Raw genomic sequence first — 21,660 nt, forward strand, 5'->3', positions numbered from 1 at the left:
CTAAGAACAATTTAGACTATGGTTCCTTTAGTTCTTGGATAAAGGAACATAAAAAGGGGAATTTAACTCGTAAATCAATCTCTACTATCGAAGAATTGATCAGTAGGGAACGAAATGGGAGAAATCTGGATTGTACCGCTAAGGTTAAGGAAGCCTGTGTACTTTTATGGAGAGGTTGCTCAATGACTAAGACTGAATTAAGTAACAAATTGAACATCAATGATATGGTTGTAAGATCTTGGGAAGATAGGTACAACCGGGCACATGGAAATGAGCAGAAGAAAATAATAACAACTCTCTCAGAATTAGAAAATAGGGATTTAAAGTTCAGGTATTTGAGTTGTACGGAGAAAGTCAAAAAAGAATGTATTCTTTTATTAAATGATACAAAAAATACCAAGGGACGAATATGTCAAAAGTATCATTTGAACGTTAAAACATTTTATAATTGGTACAATAAATATAAACCACTACTTAATGGTGCAGAAAAAGATTCAAAAGAACGCCAAACTTTTTCAACGAATGTCGAAAATGCTAAAATTACAGCAGCAGACAATAATGCGAGGTTAGCCAATGAGCAAAATAAGAGTCCAAATTTATTCTTGGGTAATCAAAAGATCCAATAAAATTCTAATAAGTTAATTATAGGTAAAGTGGAATGAACGTTAAATATAATTGAAATAAATTAAACAATTACTTTGAAAAAAAACAATAGTTGGATCTTGATCGAACATTTTTTTCTAAAAAGGAGAAAGAATAAACTATTTGCTAGAAAATTTGATATTAAAATAGATAAATAATTAGAAAAGGAGATTACTATGGAAAATGAATGGACGGAACAACGATACATAACAAAGAATGTAATAGGTTCCAATGGAAATGGGCAACAGTCATATGGTGAGCTAGGACAAGATAATCATCTGGTTAATGAGTCCAGTCCGGAGGAGGAGCTAGTAAGTCACATAATCAACCAAGGTCCTCCAACTATTCAAGAATTAGAAGCGGCGTATACTCTTTTTTCTAATCTTGAACCAAAGGAGCAAAGGATAGGGCAAATAGAGGAACAAGGAATAAAAGATGTCAATATGTTTGATTCAGGAAATAAGCGAGTGCACCCTAGATCAGACGAAAACGTGGGATATCCAAAAAGGCTAAAAGGCGCAAATAACCATTTATTTAATGAGCTAGACACCATAAATGATTCACAATTCCCACCTCAAACGACAAGAGAATCGGTCAATAAGCCCAGTCCAGAAGAAGACCTAGTACGCTACGTGTTCGAACTGGGTCCTCTGACTCGTCAAGAATTAGAATTAGCCGATACTCTTTTTTCTAATCATGAAACAAAAGAGCAAAGGATAGCCGAGGAGAGGAAAGGACAAACAGAGGGACAAGAAATAGAAACTGGAAATATGTTTGATCTGGAAAATAATCGAATGAACTCTGTAGTGGGTCAAAATTCGGAATCTTCGATTGATGAAGAAAAACATCTCCAGAATCCGCATAGCGTACATAATGACAGGGACACAAGTGACTTTACACAAAAGAACATACAAGACAAGAGTACGAAAAATTCAGAAAGCACCCCAGTGAATCAGAATCAGGAAACGGTGCTTGACAAAGAAAGACATCCAAAAAGAGCTACTGCTCATTTATCTGAGGGTCTACATAGTATACAGCACTTAGAAAGTCAAACAACCAAACAAACCGATAAGCAGCCTATTCCTCAAACGGGGCATACTCTTTCTATTCTTCCACAAAATGTCACTAAGAATGATTATTTAAAATATATTCAACTATATCGATCCATTCAATCAGTTATCACAAGAGAGACATTTTGTAACCTATTGAAATTGTCAAATGATAAATTTCAAAAGTTGCTTAAAGATGAAGATGTTGTTCCCGATCAGTCAACAAATGGTGAATCAGAATATCTAGAGAATAATAGGAATACGTACTCGAAAGACTATAAATTAGAAATGGTCCTGTTGTATCTCAATTCTCAACATCCTTACGAATCTCTAGCGCAATTTTGTGGGGAGAAAGAAATATACCCTGCTCTCTTTAAATCATGGCTAAGAGATTATAAAAATGAGAAGTTAACTCGCAAAACAATATCGACTATCGAAGAGTTGATGGGTAGAGAACAAACTGGAGAAAATCTGGATTGTACTGATGAAGTGAAGGTAGCCTGTGTACTTTTAAGTAGAGTTTGCTCAATGAAGAAGAGAGAATTATGTAACAAATTGAATATCAGTGATGGGGGGTTAAGACATTGGGAATCTAAATACAACCGGACACATAGAAATGAGCAGAGGAAAAAAATAACAACTCTCCAAGAATTAGAAAATAGGGATCTAAATTTAGGGAAACTGAATTGTACTGAGGAAGTCAAAAGAAAATGTGTTCTTTTATTAAATAAAAAAACCAAGGAGGGAATATGTAAAAAGTATCATTTGAACATTCAAACATTTTATGGTTGGTGCATTAAATATAAACAACTACTTAATGGTACAGAAAAAGATTCAAAAGAACGCCAAACTTTTTCAACGAATGTCGAAAATGCTAAAATTACAGCAAAAGAAAATAATGAGTCAATAGTACATCAACAAGATACGAGTCAACATTTATTTTTTGTCGGAAGGACGTAATCAAATTCTAGCAAGTTAAACATAAGTAAAAGCGTATAAACCTTGGTAATAAGTAAAACAAATAAAAAATTATTCGGAAAAAGACCAAGGATTTGATTTTGGTCGAACATTTTTTTCTAAAAAGAAGAAAAAGTAAACTATTTGTTAGAACATTCGATGTTAAAATAGATAAATAATAAATGAATAAAATAGGAAATGATTATGGAAAAGAAGTCAAGTTCCTTAGATTGCATTATATGAACGTTTGTAAGTCCCTGATAGTATTTTAGCGGCTGGAAAAAAGCTATGGTTAAGTTGTTATTAAACAGAATCTCACAAAAACGGTAAACTTGTTTTATAAATATTGAATATAACAAAGATTTAGCAGCAAAAATAATAAATGGAGCTCTATTGTCAACGGGAATGACTTAATTTTATTTTTTGGAAAAAATCTATATACAATGAATCAAGTCAGATACGTTAGAAAGAAAGGTCGGGAATGATGAGTAAAAGAGAAGAAGGGGTTTATGTTGACCCTCATACAAAAGATGTCAGGTGCCATTCTCAATGGGACGATATTAGAAAAATCATCAACAAGAATCAAATGAACTATTTCAATCATCTATCAAAACTCTTTGAAAAAAAGCCGTTAATTTATTTTGAAATTGAAAAAAAAATGATGGATAAACAGGATATTAAAGGTATCTCTTTATTGGTTTTGTTAAAAAGGGAAGGAAAAGGTCTGGCATCCAGCGAATTATTTTATCCACCATTGAAAAATATTCGAGAGATTATGATAAAAGGATTGATGAAGGAATGTAGACAACAGGCATTCATTCAATTGAATGAAAAATACCAACAAAATGGGCATAGAATTGTTGAAATCACAGACCCATACTTTATATCATCTGACAATAAAGAAGAAAAACGTGATCTAGTGGGGATAAGAGAACATCTGAAGAAGGAGTTCGCAAAATATCCTAAAGAAGAACAAAGTGTAAAAATAGAGGAGAATCGAGATAATCGCTTTTAGCTCTTTGTCCAGCCGGATAAGGTTAGTTAATAAATATCAAAATTAGGCTTTTTACAACTAATGTTGGTAAAGAGAAATCTTAGAATAATTAGGACAGAAAGAAGAAAAATTCCTTTTTGTCCTTTTTATTAGCTATAGATTGTTAGGTCTAGTGTATTTAAGGTATCTTTGATAAGTTGAGTATAAGACAGCTTGAATCCTTTTATGACTTGGTCAGTCAAATTCATTCTAAATGGTTTCGAGGTGTCTTTTCTTATTTTTACCTTTTTTTCTGAAAAATAAAAAAGCAATTGGATCGACACATTTCGATATCAATTATTTGATTTTTTAGCGGAAGTAGTTATTTACTAACTTAATGTTAAATTACTCTAAAGGAGAGTGCCCCTATGAAAAATGAAACGATTAAAATTCCTCAAGAGGGCTGTCATGTAGGTGATGAGAATGAGGAAATAAAAGGTTCGAATGATTTAAACGAGGCAGTGGAAGTGTCAGACAATACAGTTCACACAAAAAGAAAACAAATGTTTGATGAGCAGGAATCAGTTAATCTTCAAGGATGGGACGAATTATATAATCCGCTGTTAAATGGCAATTATACGATAGAGCAAGCAGTGAAAGTGTTAGGTGATATATATGAACCAAAAAGAATACGAATATCTGATGAGGCGAAATCAAATGAACATCAAGAACAATCTGATCCTCATAATCGAAATATAAGTGACTTTACAGAAAAGGAAATACAAGATAAGCGTACGAAAAGTTCCAAAAACATCCCAGTGGCTCAGGCAATCAAACAAATTGATAAGCAGCCTATTTCTCAAACGGCGCACTCTCTTGAGCTTGCTCTACCAAAAAAAGTCAATAAAACATATCCTAAAGTGGATTACGTTCAACTATATCAATCCATTCAATCAGTTATCACAAGAGAGACATTTTGTGACATATTGGAATTATCAATTGATACATTTCAAAAGTTGCTTGAATATGAAGAGGTTGTCCCCGATCAGTCAGCCAATAGTGAATCAGAACATATAGATAAAAAAGAGAAGTTAACTCATAAAATAATATCGACTATCGAAGAGTTGAGGAGTAGGGAAAAAGCTGAGGAGAATCTGAATTGTACTAATAAGGTTAAGGAAGCTTGTGTACTCTTATGGAGAAGTGAACGATTAACACAGAAAGAATTGTGTGACAAATTGAACATTTCTGATGGGAATTTAAGAAGATGGAATTATAGATACGATCAGGCGCTTGGAAATAAAAACACAATAACAACTCTCGAAGATTTAAAAAATAGGGAGCTAGGGCCAGGGAATTTGTCTTGTCCAGCTGAAGTTAAAGCAGCGTGCGTTCGTTTACTTAAGAATAAAGAAATGACTAAAAAGCAAATATGTGAATATTATCATTTGGTTCCGAAAACGTTGCATAATTGGAATAAAAATTATGATCTATTACTAAAAGAAATAGAAAGAAAATCACACGGACTTCAAACTTTTTCAACGAGTGTTGGAAATGCTAAAATTACGGCTACAGAAAGTAATATAAGGATAGAACATAAACAAGATACGAGTCCAAATTTAATTTTTGGCGGAAGGACGTAATAAAATTCTAACAGGATAATCATTAGTAAAATCGAATAAACCTTAGAAAAAAAGAAAACAAAAAATTATTCAGAAAAAGACCAAGAATTTGATTTTGATCGAACATTTTTTTCTAAAAAGAAAAAAAGTGAATTATTTGTTAGAACATTCGATGTTAAAATAGAGAAACAATAAATGTATTAAAAAGGAATTGATTATGGAAAATAAGTGAAATGCCTGAGAGTGGATGTATAGACGTTTGTACATAAGTGGTAGTGTTTCTGATAATTGAATAAAATGATCTGAGCAAGTGCTGTTGAACAGAATCTTACAAAAACAGTAAACTTATTTATTAACGGAACATACTAAAGATACAGCAGCCAAAATAATGAATGGAGATTTATTGCCAATAATAATGACTTGAATTTATTCGTTAGAAAAAGATTCAATAAAAATGAATCAAGTCAAATATAATAAAAAGAAAGGTCGGAAATGATGAGTCAAAGAGAAGATGGCACTCAGGTACCTCCTAATATAGACGATATCAATCGTCTTCCACAACGGAACGATATTATGAAAATTATCAAAAAGAATCAAATGAACTATTTCAACCATCTATCAGCTCTCTTTGAAAAAAATCCGTTAGCGTATTTTGAAATTGAAAAGACCATTATGGATAAATACGAAATTAAAGGTATTTCTTTATTGCTTTTGTTAAAGCGAGAAGGAAAAGGGCTTGCTTTCAGCGAATTATTTTATCCGCCATTGAAAAATATTCGAGATTTTATGATCGCAAGATTAATGAAGGAATGTAGACAACAGGCGTTCATTCAATTGAATGAGAAATACCATCAAAATGGGCATAAAAATGCTGAAATTACTGGTCAATATATTAGTCAAACACTTTGTGATAAAGAAGAAAAACATGATTTAATGGCAATAAGAGAACGTTTGCAGAAGGGTTTCGTAGCATCTCATACAGAAGAACAACGTGTAAAAACAGAAGAGAAATCGAGATAATTATAGCTCTTAGTTCTTTATCAAATCTAATAAGATTTCTAATAAACATCAAAATTAGTAACTTCAACTAGTTTTGATGTTTTTTGCTTCACATTAAAGTATGTTCTTTCATCATTTCTTGTAGTAACTAGGAAAAAGTAGCGTTTTCTCAATCATAGTTAGTTGGTATCTCTTTGTGGTAACAATAAGCTGAAATTCATGGGGAAAGTAAATGATCCACGACTTCATTTGCTGTTGAATAGTGCTATAAAAAATTCCGCATAATAACCTACAACACTCCATTATACTAAAAATTTTTCATATACAGTGTTGTAATATGAACATAATTTTCAAAAAAAAAAATAAAAGGGTCCTCCTTGTAATCGATTTCATGATAAGCTTTTTTTATAAAAAAGTTAATGAACTTATCTAGCTTAATTGGCAATAATTTTAGACTACGGTGATAGAATATGAAAATTGGAGAAAAAAGAGAAAATATCAAAACAATTTGCACACGCACTTATCTAGTTTGAATGATAAGATCTCGGTTACAACACAGAAAATTCAAATCAATCAGATGAGCGATGCTCTACAAACCACAAATAAAAAATGATATAAAAGTAAAAAGTATTGAGAGGGAAGTTAGAGAGTTATGTAAAAAAAGAAATGGGGTAAAAAGATGAAGTTTACTCAAATACAAAAAATTCATGTAAATCCAAATGTTGGCAATGTGAATCGACATAATGACTATCGAACAATCCAACGTATATTTGAGAAAAGTGCATACAATTATTATGTTCATTTAACAGATTTATTTGAGAGAGAACCATTGAGGTATGCTGAAATTGAAAATATTATATATGAAAAATATAAAATCGAAGGTCCTTCTTTATTAGATGCGCTAAAAAGAGAAGGAAAAGGGTTCCAACGCAGTGAATTATTATGTGCAAATGAAGGTTTTAGAAAAAGTGTCATCAGTGCGTTGTTTATAGAATGCCAAAAAGAATCTAGAATGGAAATTATTGCCAATTATTATAAAAATGGGAATGATATTGTAGAAACGACATTCCCTGATTTTAGTCGTCTAATAGGCGAAAATAATCGCAGAGAAAAAGAAGCATTCGAACAAAGAGAAAAAAAAAGAATAGAAGTAAAGCGATTGAACGCGATACATAAAGGTTTATCTCATAATAAGAAAATAAATGTAATTGATACTCGGAGCATCTCTCAGTCTATACTTAATGTAGAACTAAATAGATAGCAATTATTAATATTTTGTAGGAGGTAGTCAACAGATGAATAAAGAAGATAATAAACTAACAAAATCTTTTTTACTTAGGACAGACAAAGATCTTCAAACTTTTGCACATTCAAATAAGATTAGTACCAAAAGTATGAAACAAATATTAGAAGAAAAGCTAAAATTTCCATGGGAAAAATTAAACGATTATTTACCAGAGCTATTAGAAAAATCAAGCTATCATTGTATCGTTGAAAAAATTTTGAGTGAACATTCAGAGTTTGGTAAAGTTGTTCCTCTCAGTGAAGAGGCCAATAGGGAAATAAGCATTATTATGAATAAAATAGGAATTTCTGAACAATCTCAGTTCAGTGAAATTTTACCCAAAGCAATTTTAGAAAATCCAATAAGTTTGGAGAGTTTTTCTGAAAATTTAGAAAAATATGTTTCTTCGTCTGAATTTACGATGTATATTAATGCAGCAGAGATTCCAAGTACTATATCATCAGAAGAGATACTTAGCGATAATATAATAAATTTTGAACTAAACAAAACGATTCAAAAATACAATGAACTAGCTGTTAATGGAGGAAATATCATTACTAAACGAGATGTTAAAAGCACCTTACTTCATTATTTAAGTAGAAAGGATAATGAATCATATAGGCCTAAGGTCGATACAGAAGTACTTATTGAAGTTGTTGTCAAAGCATTGCCACATTGTCATTATATTAAAAATTCGTCTTTATCCTCTCAAAATTGGTTCTATAAGATTTTTTTAGAAAATGAAGGGAATTCTAAATTTGCTGAGCTACAGAAGGGGATGTTTAAATTAATTTCAAAAGATGAAACATACACTGCCACTAAAATAAATGAACAATATCGGATAAATCATAGTTTTGCTAATGAAGCGTCTATGAGCTCGTTAAACATACCTGAACATGAAGGACGTTAGTTTCATATGAAATCCCTTAGGAAAAGTAAAAATGTTAGATCTTTTCCTCTTATCTTAATAAATAAACCTACGTCACCGACAGAATTTATTTTCTCTATTTTGTTAGTGACGGTTCTTTGTATGAATGTGTGAATTTTTATAGACTATTACTTATTTTTCTTAGCTAGCGATATAAAATAGTTATTCAACTATAAATTAATTATGTAAACTATAAAATCGAAACTATTTGGTTATGTACTTATTCTTATGATACACTGATTTTGACTATAGGAAATAGGAGAATGAAGTATGCAAGATTATCAATACCCGCTTGATTTAGATTGGACCACCGAAGAAATGGTCATTGTGATGAAGATGTGGGAGGATTTAGAGTTAGCGAATGAAAAGGGCATCGATAATGCTCGGTTTTTAAAATCATACAAACAATTCAAAACAGTTATTCCATCTATTGGAGAAGAAAAAAAATTAGGAAAAGAATTTGAAAAAGTATCAGGTTATTCATTGTATCGAACAGTTCAAGCAGCAAAAAAGAATCAGAAAAAAATCCTAAAAATGAATGGGTGAGAACATGAATAAACAAGAACTGATCCATCAGATCAAAATTTGGCTTAAAGAAGCAGCTGAGAAAATTCGTGCGGTACAAATCAAGACGCTTAAAGTTGATCAAAAAACCAATCGAAAAGATCTGGTTACCAATATGGATCGTGAAGTCCAAGCTTTTTTGATTGAAAAGATTCAGGCGTATAATCCAGAAGCAAAGATTCTCGCAGAAGAAGAAGGTTACAGTGAGTTAGAAAGCTTTGAAGGGCAAGTATTTGTTATTGATCCAATTGATGGAACCATGAACTTCGTACTTGAACAAGAGAATTTTTGTATTATGTTAGGCGTTTATCAAGATGGTGTTGGACAACTTGGTTTTATTTATGACGTGATGAAAGAAGCGCTGTATTGGGGTGGAAAAGATTTAGGTGTTTATATGAATGACCATCCGTTAACTAAGCCAGAAGACCTTCGTTTAAAAGATGGACTTATTGGTTTGAACGGTTATCTTTTTAGTCATAACCGGTGGAATGTTCGAACGATTGGTGAACAAAGTATGGGTGTTCGTATTTATGGATGTGCAGGACTAGAAATGATTGCACTTTTAAAAGGGAAACATATTGGTTATATTGCAAATTTGAGCCCGTGGGACTATGGCGCAGGGAATGTTTTACTCGCTGAATTTGGAATGAAATATAGCGGTATCTCAGGAGAAAAGCTAAAATTTCGAGGAAGAGAATATTATATTGCGGCTACACCTCAAGCCTATGATGAAATTCGGGCACTTATTGCTGCGGCTGATTCGCTAAATAAGTAAAAAAACCGCATAATTAAGAAAAATATGGCTAAAATATTAATTTTCTCGAAAAAATGAAAACATTTTACTATATTTCATGAAAAAAGTTTGCTATAATAAACAGTCGAGTAAAATTGCACTGTCATAAAGAACCTAGAAGGAGTTAGTTACATTGAACTATAGAAATGATATCCGTAACGTAGCGATCATCGCCCACGTTGACCACGGAAAAACCACATTGGTTGATGAATTATTGAAACAATCAGATACATTAGACGCACACACACAATTACAAGAACGTGCGATGGATTCAAATGCTTTAGAAAAAGAACGTGGAATCACGATTTTAGCAAAAAATACCGCAGTTGATTATAAAGGGATTCGTGTCAATATCATGGATACACCTGGGCATGCGGACTTTGGTGGCGAAGTTGAACGAATCATGAAAATGGTTGACGGCGTTGTCTTAGTAGTTGATGCTTATGAAGGAACGATGCCACAAACTCGTTTTGTTTTGAAAAAAGCGCTAGAACAACATATTACACCGATCGTAGTTGTGAATAAAATTGATAAACCTTCTGCACGACCTGAGTTTGTTGTTGATGAAGTATTAGAATTATTTATTGAACTAGGTGCAGATGATGATCAATTAGATTTCCCAGTTATCTATGCTTCAGCATTAAACGGAACATCTAGCTTGTCTGATGATCCAGCTGATCAAGAACCAACAATGGCACCGATCTTTGATACAATTGTTGAAAAAATCCCTGCGCCAGTAGACAATAGCGATGAACCATTACAATTCCAAGTATCATTGCTTGATTATAACGACTATGTTGGACGTATCGGGATTGGTCGTGTCTTCCGTGGAACGATCAAAGTAGGGGACCAAGTTGCCTTACTAAAATTAGACGGTTCAGTTAAAAAATTCCGTGTAACTAAATTATTTGGGTTCTTCGGCTTGAAACGTTTAGAAATTGACGAAGCAAAAGCTGGAGATCTAATTGCCGTATCAGGAATGGAAGATATTTTCGTTGGGGAAACAGTGACACCTGTGGACCACCAAGATGCTCTGCCAATTCTACACATTGACGAACCAACACTGCAAATGACTTTCTTAGTGAATAATTCACCATTTGCCGGCCGTGAAGGAAAATATGTCACTGCTCGTAAAATTGAAGAACGCTTGATGGCTGAGTTGCAAACGGATGTTTCATTACGTGTTGAACCAACAAATTCTCCAGATGCTTGGACTGTTTCTGGTCGTGGAGAACTTCATTTGTCAATCTTGATCGAAAACATGCGTCGTGAAGGTTATGAACTACAAGTATCGCGTCCTGAAGTTATCGAAAAAGAAATTGATGGCGTGAAATGTGAACCTTTTGAACGTGTTCAAATCGATACACCTGAAGAATATATGGGTAGCGTAATCGAATCATTAAGCTTACGTAAAGGTGAAATGCAAGACATGATCCATACTGGTAATGGACAAATCCGTCTAACATTTTTAACACCAGCTCGTGGCTTGATCGGTTATTCAACTGAATTTCTTTCAATGACTCGCGGCTACGGCATCATGAACCACACATTTGATCAATACCTACCAATGTTACCAGGTCAAATCGGTGGACGACACCAAGGTGCGTTAGTATCGATTGATACTGGAAAAGCAACAACTTATTCAATCATGAGTATCGAAGAACGTGGAACTGTTTTTGTTGAACCAGGTACAGAAGTTTATGAAGGTATGATCATTGGTGAAAATAGTCGTGACAATGACTTGACTGTTAACATCACGAAGGCAAAACAAATGACTAACGTTCGTTCTGCTACCAAGGACCAAACATCTGTTATCAAAAAACCAAAACAATTGACGTTAGAAGAATCGTTAGAATTCTTGAATGACGATGAATATTGTGAAGTAACACCGGAAAGTATCCGTTTAAGAAAACAAATCTTAAACAAAAATGCACGTGAAAAAGCTTCTAAAAAGAAAAAATAATCATTTGTTCACCTTGTTGATACAGTGATGTTTAGCTTTGAGAAATAAACCGAAGAAGTCCAAAAATAGGAGTAACTATTTTCGGGCATCTTCGGTTTATTTTTGTTCAGACGACTGGTAAATCAGCATTAATGTAGATGAAAAGAAAAATACTGTCGGCAAATTTTGCTTCTCAATTTTTTAGAACGTATTCAATTGTTTGAAATTAAAAGGAGAGAATTGTTTTTCCTTTTTCTAAAATTTTTATCTGTGGAGAAGTTAATAAAAACTATAAGAAAAATTCAATAAGTACGCTAAAAGTTTATTAAAAGTCTTTTTAAAATCTTTGATTACCTCGTTTTTTGTTTCACAAAAAGCGAAAGTTTCACAAAAAGCATGTTGTACTTGATTGCTTGGAGAAGTAAAATATAATTGACGTATTATAGTTATAGAGGGGCGATAGAAGGGTCAATAATAAAAGGTTGCTCTAGGCTTTTTATAAATAAAAAACAACTAAACCGTGGACGAGCGGCAGTTTTTTGACATAAAGCTGAATTTCGTAAATCATGGGGAGCTGTTTCGAGATTATCATCCTTAATGCTCCTGCGATTACTCGTCGCAGTTTTTACTTGGTGAGCGCTCAGGTCAAAGCGCTCTTTTCACAACCTCTTATTCACGGTGTTCAAGCATCAGCTCCTTGAAATAAGCCTGAATTTTTCAAAACATGAGAAGCTGTTTTAAAAAATTCTTTCTTATTGTCATCGGAGCTTCCCGATGCTTTCACAACCTCTAATTCACGGTGTTCAAGAAGCAACTCCTCAGCAATAAGCGATGATTTTCTAAAATATAAGAAGCTATTTTAAAAAATCCTCTCTTATTCGCTCGGAGCTGATCGCTTCTTTCACAACCTCTTATTCACGGTGTTCAAAGAGCTGACCCTCGGCGATAAGTCAAAAAATCTCAAAACATGGGGTACTGTTTCAAGATTTTCATCCTTAATGCTCCTGCGATTACTCGTCGCAGTTTTTACCTGGTGAGCGCTCAGGTCAAAGCGCTCTTTTCACAACCTCTTAAATCAACTAAAAAGTAGGGATAAAATGAATGATATATTAAAACAATACTTTGGTTATGAAGTATTTCGCCCTGGACAAAAAGAAATTATCCAAAAGGTCCTTGATCATGAAGACGTCCTAGGGATCATGCCTACAGGAAGTGGGAAGTCCATTTGTTATCAATTGCCAGCATTGATGCTGGATGGCTTGACTGTAGTCATTTCTCCTTTGATCTCTCTGATGAAAGATCAAGTAGATGCTGCCAATCAGTTAGGCATTTCAGCGACATTTATCAATAGTTCATTGGATAGTTATGAGACTGCTTCTCGGTTTCGATTACTCGAACAGCAACAAATCCAATTATTATATGTTGCGCCAGAACGGTTTATCATGCCAGATTTTATCCAATCAATGAAACGTTGGCACGTGCAACTGATAGCGATTGATGAAGCGCATTGTATCTCACAATGGGGACATGATTTTCGTCCAAGCTATCTTCATATGGCAGAAACATTAAACACGTTTAATCAACGACCGATCATTGTGGCATTGACTGCTACTGCAACAAAGCAAGTAGCAGAAGATATTAAAAGACTTTTAAAGATACCAATGGATAATCATATTCAAACGGGTTTTGCACGAGAAAATCTACGTTTACAAGTAGTAAAAGATCAAAAAAAAGAGCAGTACTTAATTGAGTATCTACGTATAAATAAAAAGCAATCAGGGATCATTTATGCCGCTACCCGCAAAGAAGTTGATCGAATCTATCATTTGTTAAAGAAATTTGATTTCAGTGTTGGCAGATATCATGGTGGGATGAGTGAAAGCCAACGAACAGAAATCCAAGAAGACTTTTTATATGACCGTACAGAATTATTAGTTGCAACGAATGCTTTTGGCATGGGGATCAATAAGAGTAACATCCGCTTCGTCATTCACTATCAGATTCCTGGTTCTTTAGAAGCTTACTATCAGGAGGCGGGACGAGCAGGTCGTGATGGGCTCTTAAGTGAGGCTGTCTTGTTGTTTGCTCCCCAAGATATACAGGTCCAAAAATTTTTTATCCAACAATCCCAACGAGAAGAGTCACAAAAACAAAAAGAATACGAAAAATTAAAAGCAATGACGGAATACGTCTACATCGAATCCTGTCTGCAACAATATATTCTTACTTATTTTGGCGAAAAAAGTATCCCATGTGGAAGATGTGGTAACTGTTTAGATGAACGTGAACTAGTCGATGTAACGACTGAAACACAGATGGTGTTGTCTTGCTTGAAACGCATGGGTGAAAATTATGGGAAACAATTGTTGATGAAGGTATTAGCTGGTTCGAAAGAACAAAAAGTCAAGATGCTAGGTTTTCAAGCGTTATCAACTTACGGCTTATTAAAAAAATGGGCACAAAAAGATATTCTTCAGTTGATCGAGTATCTTATTTCTGGTGGTTATCTGTATTCAATGAACGGTGAATACCCCACGTTGAAAGTAACGGAACTAGGAATCGAAGTGTTAAAAGGGAAACAAAAAGTATTTAAAAAAGAAGCTGAAAAAGTCCAACAACTTTCTGATGAAGAAGCTGACACCTTATTTGAAACGCTAAGAGAGTTACGAACTGACTTAGCTTCTGAAGCAGGCGTGCCGCCTTATGTGGTTTTTTCAGATGCGACTTTAAAAGAAATGAGTCGACAACGTCCAAAAGATCGACTTTCTTTATTGCAGATAAAAGGGGTAGGACAAAGCAAGTTAGACAAATACGGGGACGCTTTTTTAGCACTGATACTTTCTAGTTAAGTAGTGTATCGTTTGTAAAATTAGTGCATCTATTGCTTTTGCTCATGATAGGCTAGCAAATAGTAAAAAAAGAAGAAAATCCCTGAGCGAAAACTGGGATTTTTCCCCGTTAGAATTTTAAGTATGTTATAATAAATAAACTTAGAATGGGGGTAGGCTTAGATGGATTCTCTATCAAATGAATTTGCAGTTCAAGTGCTTAAAGATGAATCAGAACGAATCAAACGCTTGATCAAAAATCAAAAAAATAGCCTGTGTATCTCACAATGTAAGGCATTTGAAGAAGTAGTAGATACGCAAATGTATGGCTTCTCACAACAAGTCGGATTTGCCGTTCGTGTAGGCATCATCGATAAAACGGAAGGACAATTGTTGCTGAGTGAGCTAGAGCGTGAACTGAACCGATTATATAGTGAGGTTTACCAAGAAAATTACGATAAAAAAGAAATTGGCAAGGAGGAGTAAACTTGCCTAAGAAAGTAAAAAAAAGGCATTTATTAAACTATAGTATTTTGATTCCTTACTTGATTCTATGTATTTTAGGTTTAATCATGGTCTATAGTTCATCATCTTATTTATTGCTAGAAAATGGAAGCAGTCCTTCCGCCTCTTTTTTAAACCAAAGTTTGTTTTGGGGCGTTAGCTTAGTAGCTATTGGACTTTTATATAAAATGAAAACATCCGTATTAAAAAATCAACGACTGATTATGGCAGCTATTGCTGTACTGACGATCTTGCTGTTGATCGTTTTATTCTTCGGGAAAGAAATCAATGGAGCGAAAGGATGGCTTCAAATCGCTGGATTCTCTCTCCAGCCAGCTGAATACTTAAAGATCATTGTGATTTGGTACTTAGCATTAACGTTATCTAAAAGACAAAGAAGCGTTCAAAAAGATTTTGTTTCTACTGTTAAAAGACCGTTACTGTTAGTGTTGGCACTAACAGCGCTAGTTGCTATTTTACCCGATTTTGGTAATGCAACTGTCATTTTTTTAATTATCTTAGTCTTACTTTTGGCTAGTGGTATCAACTACGTTTATACGTTGATCGTTGGGGTCGGTGGGGTTGGCTTGAGTGCTTTAGCAATCTGGTTGATCAATATCACCCACGGGAAAATATTTCCCGGACGTTTACAATATATCTATAACCGATTTGCCATTTATCAAAATCCTTTTTCTGATGAGTTGAACAAAGGTCATCAATTAGCTAATGGTTATTATGCGATGTTCAATGGAGGGCTTTTTGGTCGAGGTCTTGGAAATAGTATCCAGAAAAAAGGTTTTTTAAATGAAGCGCAGACGGACTTTATTTATGCCATTGTGGTAGAAGAGTTAGGCGTGATCATGGGGATCTTGATTCTTGCTTTACTGTTTTTCATGATTGTTCGGATCTTTTTGGTGGGGATTCGCTCAAAAGATCCATTTAATTCTCTATTATGTATTGGGATTGGTGCCATGTTCATGATCCAAATATTTATCAATTTGGGAGGGATAACCGGCGTTATTCCGTTAACTGGGATCACTTTCCCATTTTTGAGTCAGGGAGGATCTAGTTTATTGATGTTATCCATTTGTGTTGGCTTCGTCTTGAATATCAGTGCAGATGAAAAACGAAAAAGTTTAGGTTTATACTAAAAAGATGTAGGAGTGGTTTGATGGAAAAAGTTTTAGTTGCTAACAGAGGAGAAATTGCTGTACGAGTGTTTCGAGCATGTACAGAATTAGGAATTAAAACTGTAGGTATCTACGCAAAAGAAGATGAGTATTCCGTGCACCGGTTTAAAGCAGATGAAGCATATCTAGTTGGCGAAGGGAAAAAACCGATTGATGCTTACTTAGATATTGAAGGGATTATTGCCATTGCGAAAGCCTGTGGAGCGGATGCGATCCATCCAGGCTATGGGTTGTTATCTGAAAATCTAAGTTTTGCAAAACGATGCAAGGAAGAAGGCATCACTTTTGTAGGACCTGACTTACATCATTTGGATATCTTTGGTGACAAGATCAAAGCAAAAGCAGCAGCTATCGCAGCTGGAATTGCTTCGATTCCTGGGACTGATGGACCGATTGAAAAGGTCGAAGATGCTTTGTCTTTTGCTGAAACGTACGGTTATCCGATCATGATTAAAGCCGCTCTAGGTGGTGGGGGACGAGGAATGCGTGTCGCCCATGATGAAAAAAGCGCTCGAGAAGGCTATGATCGTGCGAAAAGTGAAGCAAAAGCGGCTTTTGGCAGCGATGAAGTGTATGTTGAAAAATATATTGCAAATCCTAAACACATCGAAGTCCAAATTTTGGGCGATAAACATGGAAATGTGATCCATTTATTTGAAAGAGACTGCTCTGTACAAAGACGTCACCAAAAGGTAGTAGAGGTAGCACCTTGTGTCTCCATGTCGACTGAACAACGCGAACGCATCTGTCAAGCAGCCGTTCAATTAATGAAACACGTTGGTTATGTCAATGCTGGGACGGTTGAATTTTTAGTTGAAGGAAATGACTTTTATTTTATCGAAGTCAACCCTCGAGTCCAAGTGGAACATACGATTACAGAGATGATTACCGATGTGGACATCGTGACTACTCAATTATTGATTGCCCAAGGGAAAGATTTACACAGTGAAATTGGTCTGCCGCAACAAGCAGATATCAAACTAAATGGTTCTGCGATTCAATGTCGGATCACTACAGAAGACCCGTTGAATCATTTTCTTCCTGATACAGGGAAAATCGATACTTACCGTTCACCTGGTGGTTTCGGAGTGCGTTTAGATGTCGGTAATGCTTATGCAGGATATGTGGTTACCCCATACTTTGATTCACTTTTAGTCAAAGTTTGTACACATGCAGCAGATTTTGATACGGCAATCCAAAAAATGGAACGTTGCTTAAAAGAATTTCGGATTCGTGGAGTCAAAACCAACATTCCATTTATGTTGAATGTGATTTCCCATCCTGAATTTCAATCAGGAAACGCTAAAACGACATTTATCGATAATACAAAAGAATTGTTTGAGTTCCCTCGTTTACGCGACCGTGGAAATAAAACAATGAAATACATCGGTGAAATTACCGTGAATGGCTTCCCGGGAATCAAAAATGGTGAAAAACCATTTTATGAATCTCCTCGGGTACCGAAAGATTTGATTAAACGCCCAGATTATCTGACAGCAAAAAATGTTTTAGATTCTGATGGTTCGGATGCGTTAGTCCAATGGATCAAATCGCAAGAAAACTTGTTATTGACTGATACGACATTTAGAGATGCTCATCAAAGTTTATTAGCTACTCGTGTTCGTACGAAAGACTTTAAAGAAATTGCTCAATTGACCGGTGAAGGATTACCTGAACTATTCTCAAGTGAGATGTGGGGAGGAGCAACCTTTGACGTCGCTTATCGCTTCTTGAATGAAGATCCTTGGCAAAGATTAAGAAAGATCCGAGCGTTGATGCCAAATACGCTGTTACAAATGTTGTTCAGAGGTTCAAATGCAGTCGGTTATTCCAATTATCCGGATAACGTCTTAGTAGAATTTGTGAAAGAAGCAGCGGCTCAAGGAATTGATGTGTTTCGAATCTTTGACAGTTTGAACTGGGTACCGCAAATGGAAAAAAGTATCCAAGCGGTTCGAGACACAGGTAAGATTGCAGAAGCTGCGATCTGCTATACCGGAGATATCAATGATCCTAGTCGTGCAAAATATAATGTCCAATATTACAAGGACATGGCGAAAGAACTAGAACAACTTGGGGCGCATATCATTGCGATCAAAGATATGGCTGGCTTGCTGAAACCACAAGCTGCTTATCGCTTGATCAGTGAATTAAAAGAGACTACTGATCTGCCAATCCACCTTCATACACATGATACGAGTGGAAATGGAATCATTACCTATTCTGCAGCTTCGAAGGCTGGGGTAGATATCGTTGATGTGGCGATGAGTGCGATGAGTGGGAATACAAGTCAACCAAGTATGAGCAGTTTGTATTATGCTTTGGTCAACGGTCCACGGTTGCCAGAGATCAATATTCAAAATGCACAACAATTGAATCATTACTGGGAAGATGTCCGTATGTATTACAAACCATTTGAGAACGGTTTGAATGCGCCAGAAACAGAAGTATATATGCATGAAATGCCTGGTGGACAATACTCTAATCTTCAACAACAAGCCAAAGCAGTTGGTTTAGGAAATAAATGGGATGACATCAAACAGATGTATCATACAGTGAACCTGATGTTTGGTGATATCGTGAAAGTTACCCCTTCATCAAAAGTTGTAGGAGACATGGCTTTGTTCATGGTTCAAAATGATTTAACGGAGGAAGATATCTATGAAAAAGGTGAAACATTGAGTTTCCCAGAGTCTGTGATTACTTTCTTCCAAGGAGAGCTAGGACAACCGGTTGGAGGATTCCCGGAAAAATTACAAAAGATCATCCTTAAAGGACGAGAAGCGATTACTGAACGTCCTGGAGCTTTAGCTAAACCAGTTGATTTCCAACAAGTCAAAGCAGAATTAGCTGAAAAAATCGGCTATGAACCTAAACAAGAAGAAGTGCTGAGCTATTTGATGTATCCGCAAGTCTTTCTAGATTATCAAGCGGCCTATAATCAATTTGGTGATGTGACATTACTTGATACACCAACATTCTTCCAAGGGATTCGCTTAGGAGAAACGGTGAATGTTCAAATTGAAAAAGGCAAGATTTTGATTATTCGCTTGGATGAAATCGGCGAACCAGATATTGAAGGAAATCGTGTCTTATTCTTTAACTTGAATGGTCAACGTCGTGAAATTACAGTGAACGACCATTCGATCATCAGTACTGTACAAACACGTGTGAAAGCTGAACCAACAAATCGTGAACATATCGGAGCAACGATGTCTGGTTCTGTATTAGATGTATTAGTCAAAAAAGGCGATCATGTCAAAAAAGGCGATACATTGATGATCACGGAAGCAATGAAAATGGAAACGGCAATTGAAGCTCGTTTTGATGGTGAAATTGCGCATGTCTATGTAACAGATGGCGATGCGATCGCTTCTGGTGATTTATTGATTGAAGTAACTGAAAAATAAAGGTGGGAAAAAGATGAAACGGCTAGGGTTATTTGGTGCGATATTGTTATCAGTGATCATTGCATTTTACATGCAGCCGGTGTTGTTTCCTCCTAAACTTGAAGTAAAAAAAAGCTCAGAGCAAATCACTCAAAATCAAATGACTACGTGGAAATACCAGAAGTTGGAAACATCTGGCTTTTCCACGTATGTTGGTCAATCAGTTGATGAATTAGAGCAACGTTTTGGCGATCCCTATGAACGCTTGACGAGTGGGTTTGGTTTTGAAACAAGATATTACCATGATCAAATCAATCACTTATCCTTTGAAGCGAATATCACAAAAGATAAAGTTTCCACGATTAAAGTATTAAATACGGACAACTCAACGATTGCTCCTTTTTACTTAGGGATGACAATGCAAGATCTAACTGAGATTACCACGATTTATACGAACTTCAATTTTCAATACAATGGAACAGATGTCGGGATCGAATTGATGGAAGAAGATATGAATTATCGACCGTTGATTGCGTTTGATAATGATACGTTTGCTATTTTATTCTTCGACCAAAGTAGTAATGGACTGTTTTCGATCGTTTATTTGGATAAAGCTAGTTTGTTGAAACTTCATCCCTATCAAGTATTTGGTTCAGACTTACCGCAATATAAAATAGACGATCAAGTAGATTGGGCTGAAATCAATCAAGCAAAAGAAGGTCATAGTGTTCGATTGTTGAATCAGTTAAGGCAATTGGATCGCTTACCACTTTATAAGCAGACGACCGGTTTTTCTACTCAAACGAAACTGCTTTTAAGTGATTACCTTAATAGACCAGAAGATATTTTGACGAAAGAACGATTAGCAGAATGGCAACAAATAGCGGGTAGTACAAACGCAACTGCTAAGTTTTCATTGACTACTGATGAAATTGATTCGTTAGTCGCAAAAAGAAAGCTTCCCCAATCGACCGGTGTCTTTACCCATCCAGTGATTGATCCAACGTTTACATTTTTATTTTTGTATAGTGATCCGTATTATCACGACCGCTTTTTAGTTAACACTTCCGATCTATTAGGAATTGCTTTTTCAAAAGAAAATATGTTAGTCTTAATGCAAGAAGAAGTTAAGGAGAGTACCGATAGCAGTGATAATCAATGAGGAATTATTTGCCTTAGAAGATCAATGTCAGAGCTTATCCGATTGTATCAAAAAAAGCGAGACGATGAAAAAATATTTAAAAGCTAAAAAAGTGATGGAACAATCAGCGGATGTCAATTTATTGATTAATGATTTCTCAATAAAAAAAGAACAGTTTGAAAAAGTTGTTCCTTATCAAAAATATTCACCAGAGTTTCGAGAGAAGCAAAGAGCTGTTCGGTTAGCCAAACGCCAACTTGATTTGCATGAAAAAGTAGCGGATTTTCGTTGTATGGAAACACAATTGCAAGATCTATTGGATAAAATTAGCCAACAGTTAGCAGAAACGGTATCGTTGACGATTAAAATTGATGCGGGAAATCCTTTTTTTGAACAAAAAGGGCGTAGTGGATGTGGAGGTAACTGTCATGAATGATGAAAAAAATGAATTTCAACTAACGAAACGACGTGGGTTGATTGTCTGGGTATACAGTTTGAAACAATTAAAAAATTTGAAGAAATTTGGATTGCTTCATTACGTTTCACGTAAAATGAAATATGTCGTATTGTATTTGAATGAAGACACATTTGAGCAAACTGCAGAACGAATCAACAAACTTCATTTTGTTCGCAAAGTTGAACGCTCTTATCGTCCAGACGTCGAAATGAACTTTGCTGATAAGATTGGTACGAAGCAACCAGTCAAAGAAGAAGGTTTTGAGATTGAGGAGATCAACACTAAAATCCGTTTAGCAGACCACGTCTTTTAAACCTGTTTTGTGTAAATCATTCATCTCTTAAATAAAAAAGATAAAAATAACTTGAGAAAGCATGAAATTAATGGCGATCCAAGT

17 protein-coding genes are annotated in these 21,660 nt (G+C 35.1%); all 17 read left to right on the forward strand.

Annotated elements, in window-relative coordinates; genetic code table 11:
- On the forward strand, window positions 1–626 hold a 626-nt coding region (locus AB5M32_RS12665), incomplete at its 5' end, for a hypothetical protein (RefSeq protein ID WP_368024499.1).
- A 192-nt stretch (window positions 627–818) separates the two neighbouring features.
- Complete coding sequence (locus tag AB5M32_RS12670; protein ID WP_178286357.1) at window positions 819–2,651, forward strand: hypothetical protein; 1,833 nt, start codon at window positions 819–821, stop codon at window positions 2,649–2,651.
- 478 nt (window positions 2,652–3,129) lie between these two features.
- The gene (locus tag AB5M32_RS12675) at window positions 3,130–3,663 is read left to right on the forward strand and encodes a hypothetical protein (protein ID WP_178286355.1); all 534 of its coding nucleotides are present in this window, start codon (window positions 3,130–3,132) and stop codon (window positions 3,661–3,663) included.
- Between the two features lie 386 nt (window positions 3,664–4,049).
- Window positions 4,050–5,264: a hypothetical protein gene (locus tag AB5M32_RS12680; RefSeq protein ID WP_368024500.1), complete on the forward strand. Its 1,215-nt coding sequence runs from the start codon at window positions 4,050–4,052 to the stop codon at window positions 5,262–5,264.
- 471 nt (window positions 5,265–5,735) lie between these two features.
- Window positions 5,736–6,263, forward strand: a complete 528-nt coding sequence (locus AB5M32_RS12685) for a hypothetical protein (protein WP_207414337.1) — start codon at window positions 5,736–5,738, stop codon at window positions 6,261–6,263.
- Between the two features lie 658 nt (window positions 6,264–6,921).
- Window positions 6,922–7,503 (forward strand): hypothetical protein, encoded by a 582-nt coding sequence (locus tag AB5M32_RS12690; RefSeq protein WP_081129095.1) that lies wholly within the window; start codon window positions 6,922–6,924, stop codon window positions 7,501–7,503.
- A 34-nt stretch (window positions 7,504–7,537) separates the two neighbouring features.
- Window positions 7,538–8,437 (forward strand): hypothetical protein, encoded by a 900-nt coding sequence (locus tag AB5M32_RS12695; protein WP_368024501.1) that lies wholly within the window; start codon window positions 7,538–7,540, stop codon window positions 8,435–8,437.
- A gap of 288 nt (window positions 8,438–8,725) precedes the next feature.
- Entirely contained in the window at window positions 8,726–9,001 is a 276-nt protein-coding gene (locus AB5M32_RS12700) for a UPF0223 family protein (protein WP_063627020.1), read from the forward strand.
- 4 nt (window positions 9,002–9,005) lie between these two features.
- Window positions 9,006–9,794 carry an inositol monophosphatase family protein gene (locus AB5M32_RS12705; RefSeq protein WP_014834711.1) on the forward strand — a complete coding sequence of 263 codons (789 nt, stop codon included), beginning with the start codon at window positions 9,006–9,008 and terminating at the stop codon, window positions 9,792–9,794.
- Between the two features lie 151 nt (window positions 9,795–9,945).
- The gene (gene typA / locus AB5M32_RS12710) at window positions 9,946–11,775 is read left to right on the forward strand and encodes a translational GTPase TypA (RefSeq protein ID WP_010737451.1); all 1,830 of its coding nucleotides are present in this window, start codon (window positions 9,946–9,948) and stop codon (window positions 11,773–11,775) included.
- A gap of 1,076 nt (window positions 11,776–12,851) precedes the next feature.
- Window positions 12,852–14,603, forward strand: coding sequence for a DNA helicase RecQ (gene recQ / locus AB5M32_RS12715; RefSeq protein ID WP_081129092.1), 1,752 nt, complete (start codon window positions 12,852–12,854; stop codon window positions 14,601–14,603).
- 162 nt (window positions 14,604–14,765) lie between these two features.
- Window positions 14,766–15,068: a DUF1507 family protein gene (locus tag AB5M32_RS12720; RefSeq protein WP_010719354.1), complete on the forward strand. Its 303-nt coding sequence runs from the start codon at window positions 14,766–14,768 to the stop codon at window positions 15,066–15,068.
- 2 nt (window positions 15,069–15,070) lie between these two features.
- The gene (locus AB5M32_RS12725; RefSeq protein ID WP_178286349.1) at window positions 15,071–16,237 is read left to right on the forward strand and encodes an FtsW/RodA/SpoVE family cell cycle protein; all 1,167 of its coding nucleotides are present in this window, start codon (window positions 15,071–15,073) and stop codon (window positions 16,235–16,237) included.
- A 20-nt stretch (window positions 16,238–16,257) separates the two neighbouring features.
- The gene (locus AB5M32_RS12730; protein WP_010737454.1) at window positions 16,258–19,686 is read left to right on the forward strand and encodes a pyruvate carboxylase; all 3,429 of its coding nucleotides are present in this window, start codon (window positions 16,258–16,260) and stop codon (window positions 19,684–19,686) included.
- Between the two features lie 13 nt (window positions 19,687–19,699).
- Entirely contained in the window at window positions 19,700–20,827 is a 1,128-nt protein-coding gene (locus AB5M32_RS12735) for a CAP-associated domain-containing protein (protein ID WP_081129089.1), read from the forward strand.
- Window positions 20,814–21,242 carry a YlbF family regulator gene (locus AB5M32_RS12740; protein ID WP_368024502.1) on the forward strand — a complete coding sequence of 143 codons (429 nt, stop codon included), beginning with the start codon at window positions 20,814–20,816 and terminating at the stop codon, window positions 21,240–21,242. Before AB5M32_RS12735 ends, AB5M32_RS12740 begins: the two co-directional genes overlap by 14 nt.
- Window positions 21,235–21,576 (forward strand): YlbG family protein, encoded by a 342-nt coding sequence (locus AB5M32_RS12745; protein ID WP_010719349.1) that lies wholly within the window; start codon window positions 21,235–21,237, stop codon window positions 21,574–21,576. Before AB5M32_RS12740 ends, AB5M32_RS12745 begins: the two co-directional genes overlap by 8 nt.
- Window positions 21,577–21,660: the final 84 nt, after the last annotated feature.

Origin of the sequence: Enterococcus sp. C57 (genome assembly GCF_040887305.1) — a bacterium.
In the GTDB taxonomy this organism is placed as follows: Bacteria; Bacillota; Bacilli; order Lactobacillales; family Enterococcaceae; genus Enterococcus_B; species Enterococcus_B hirae.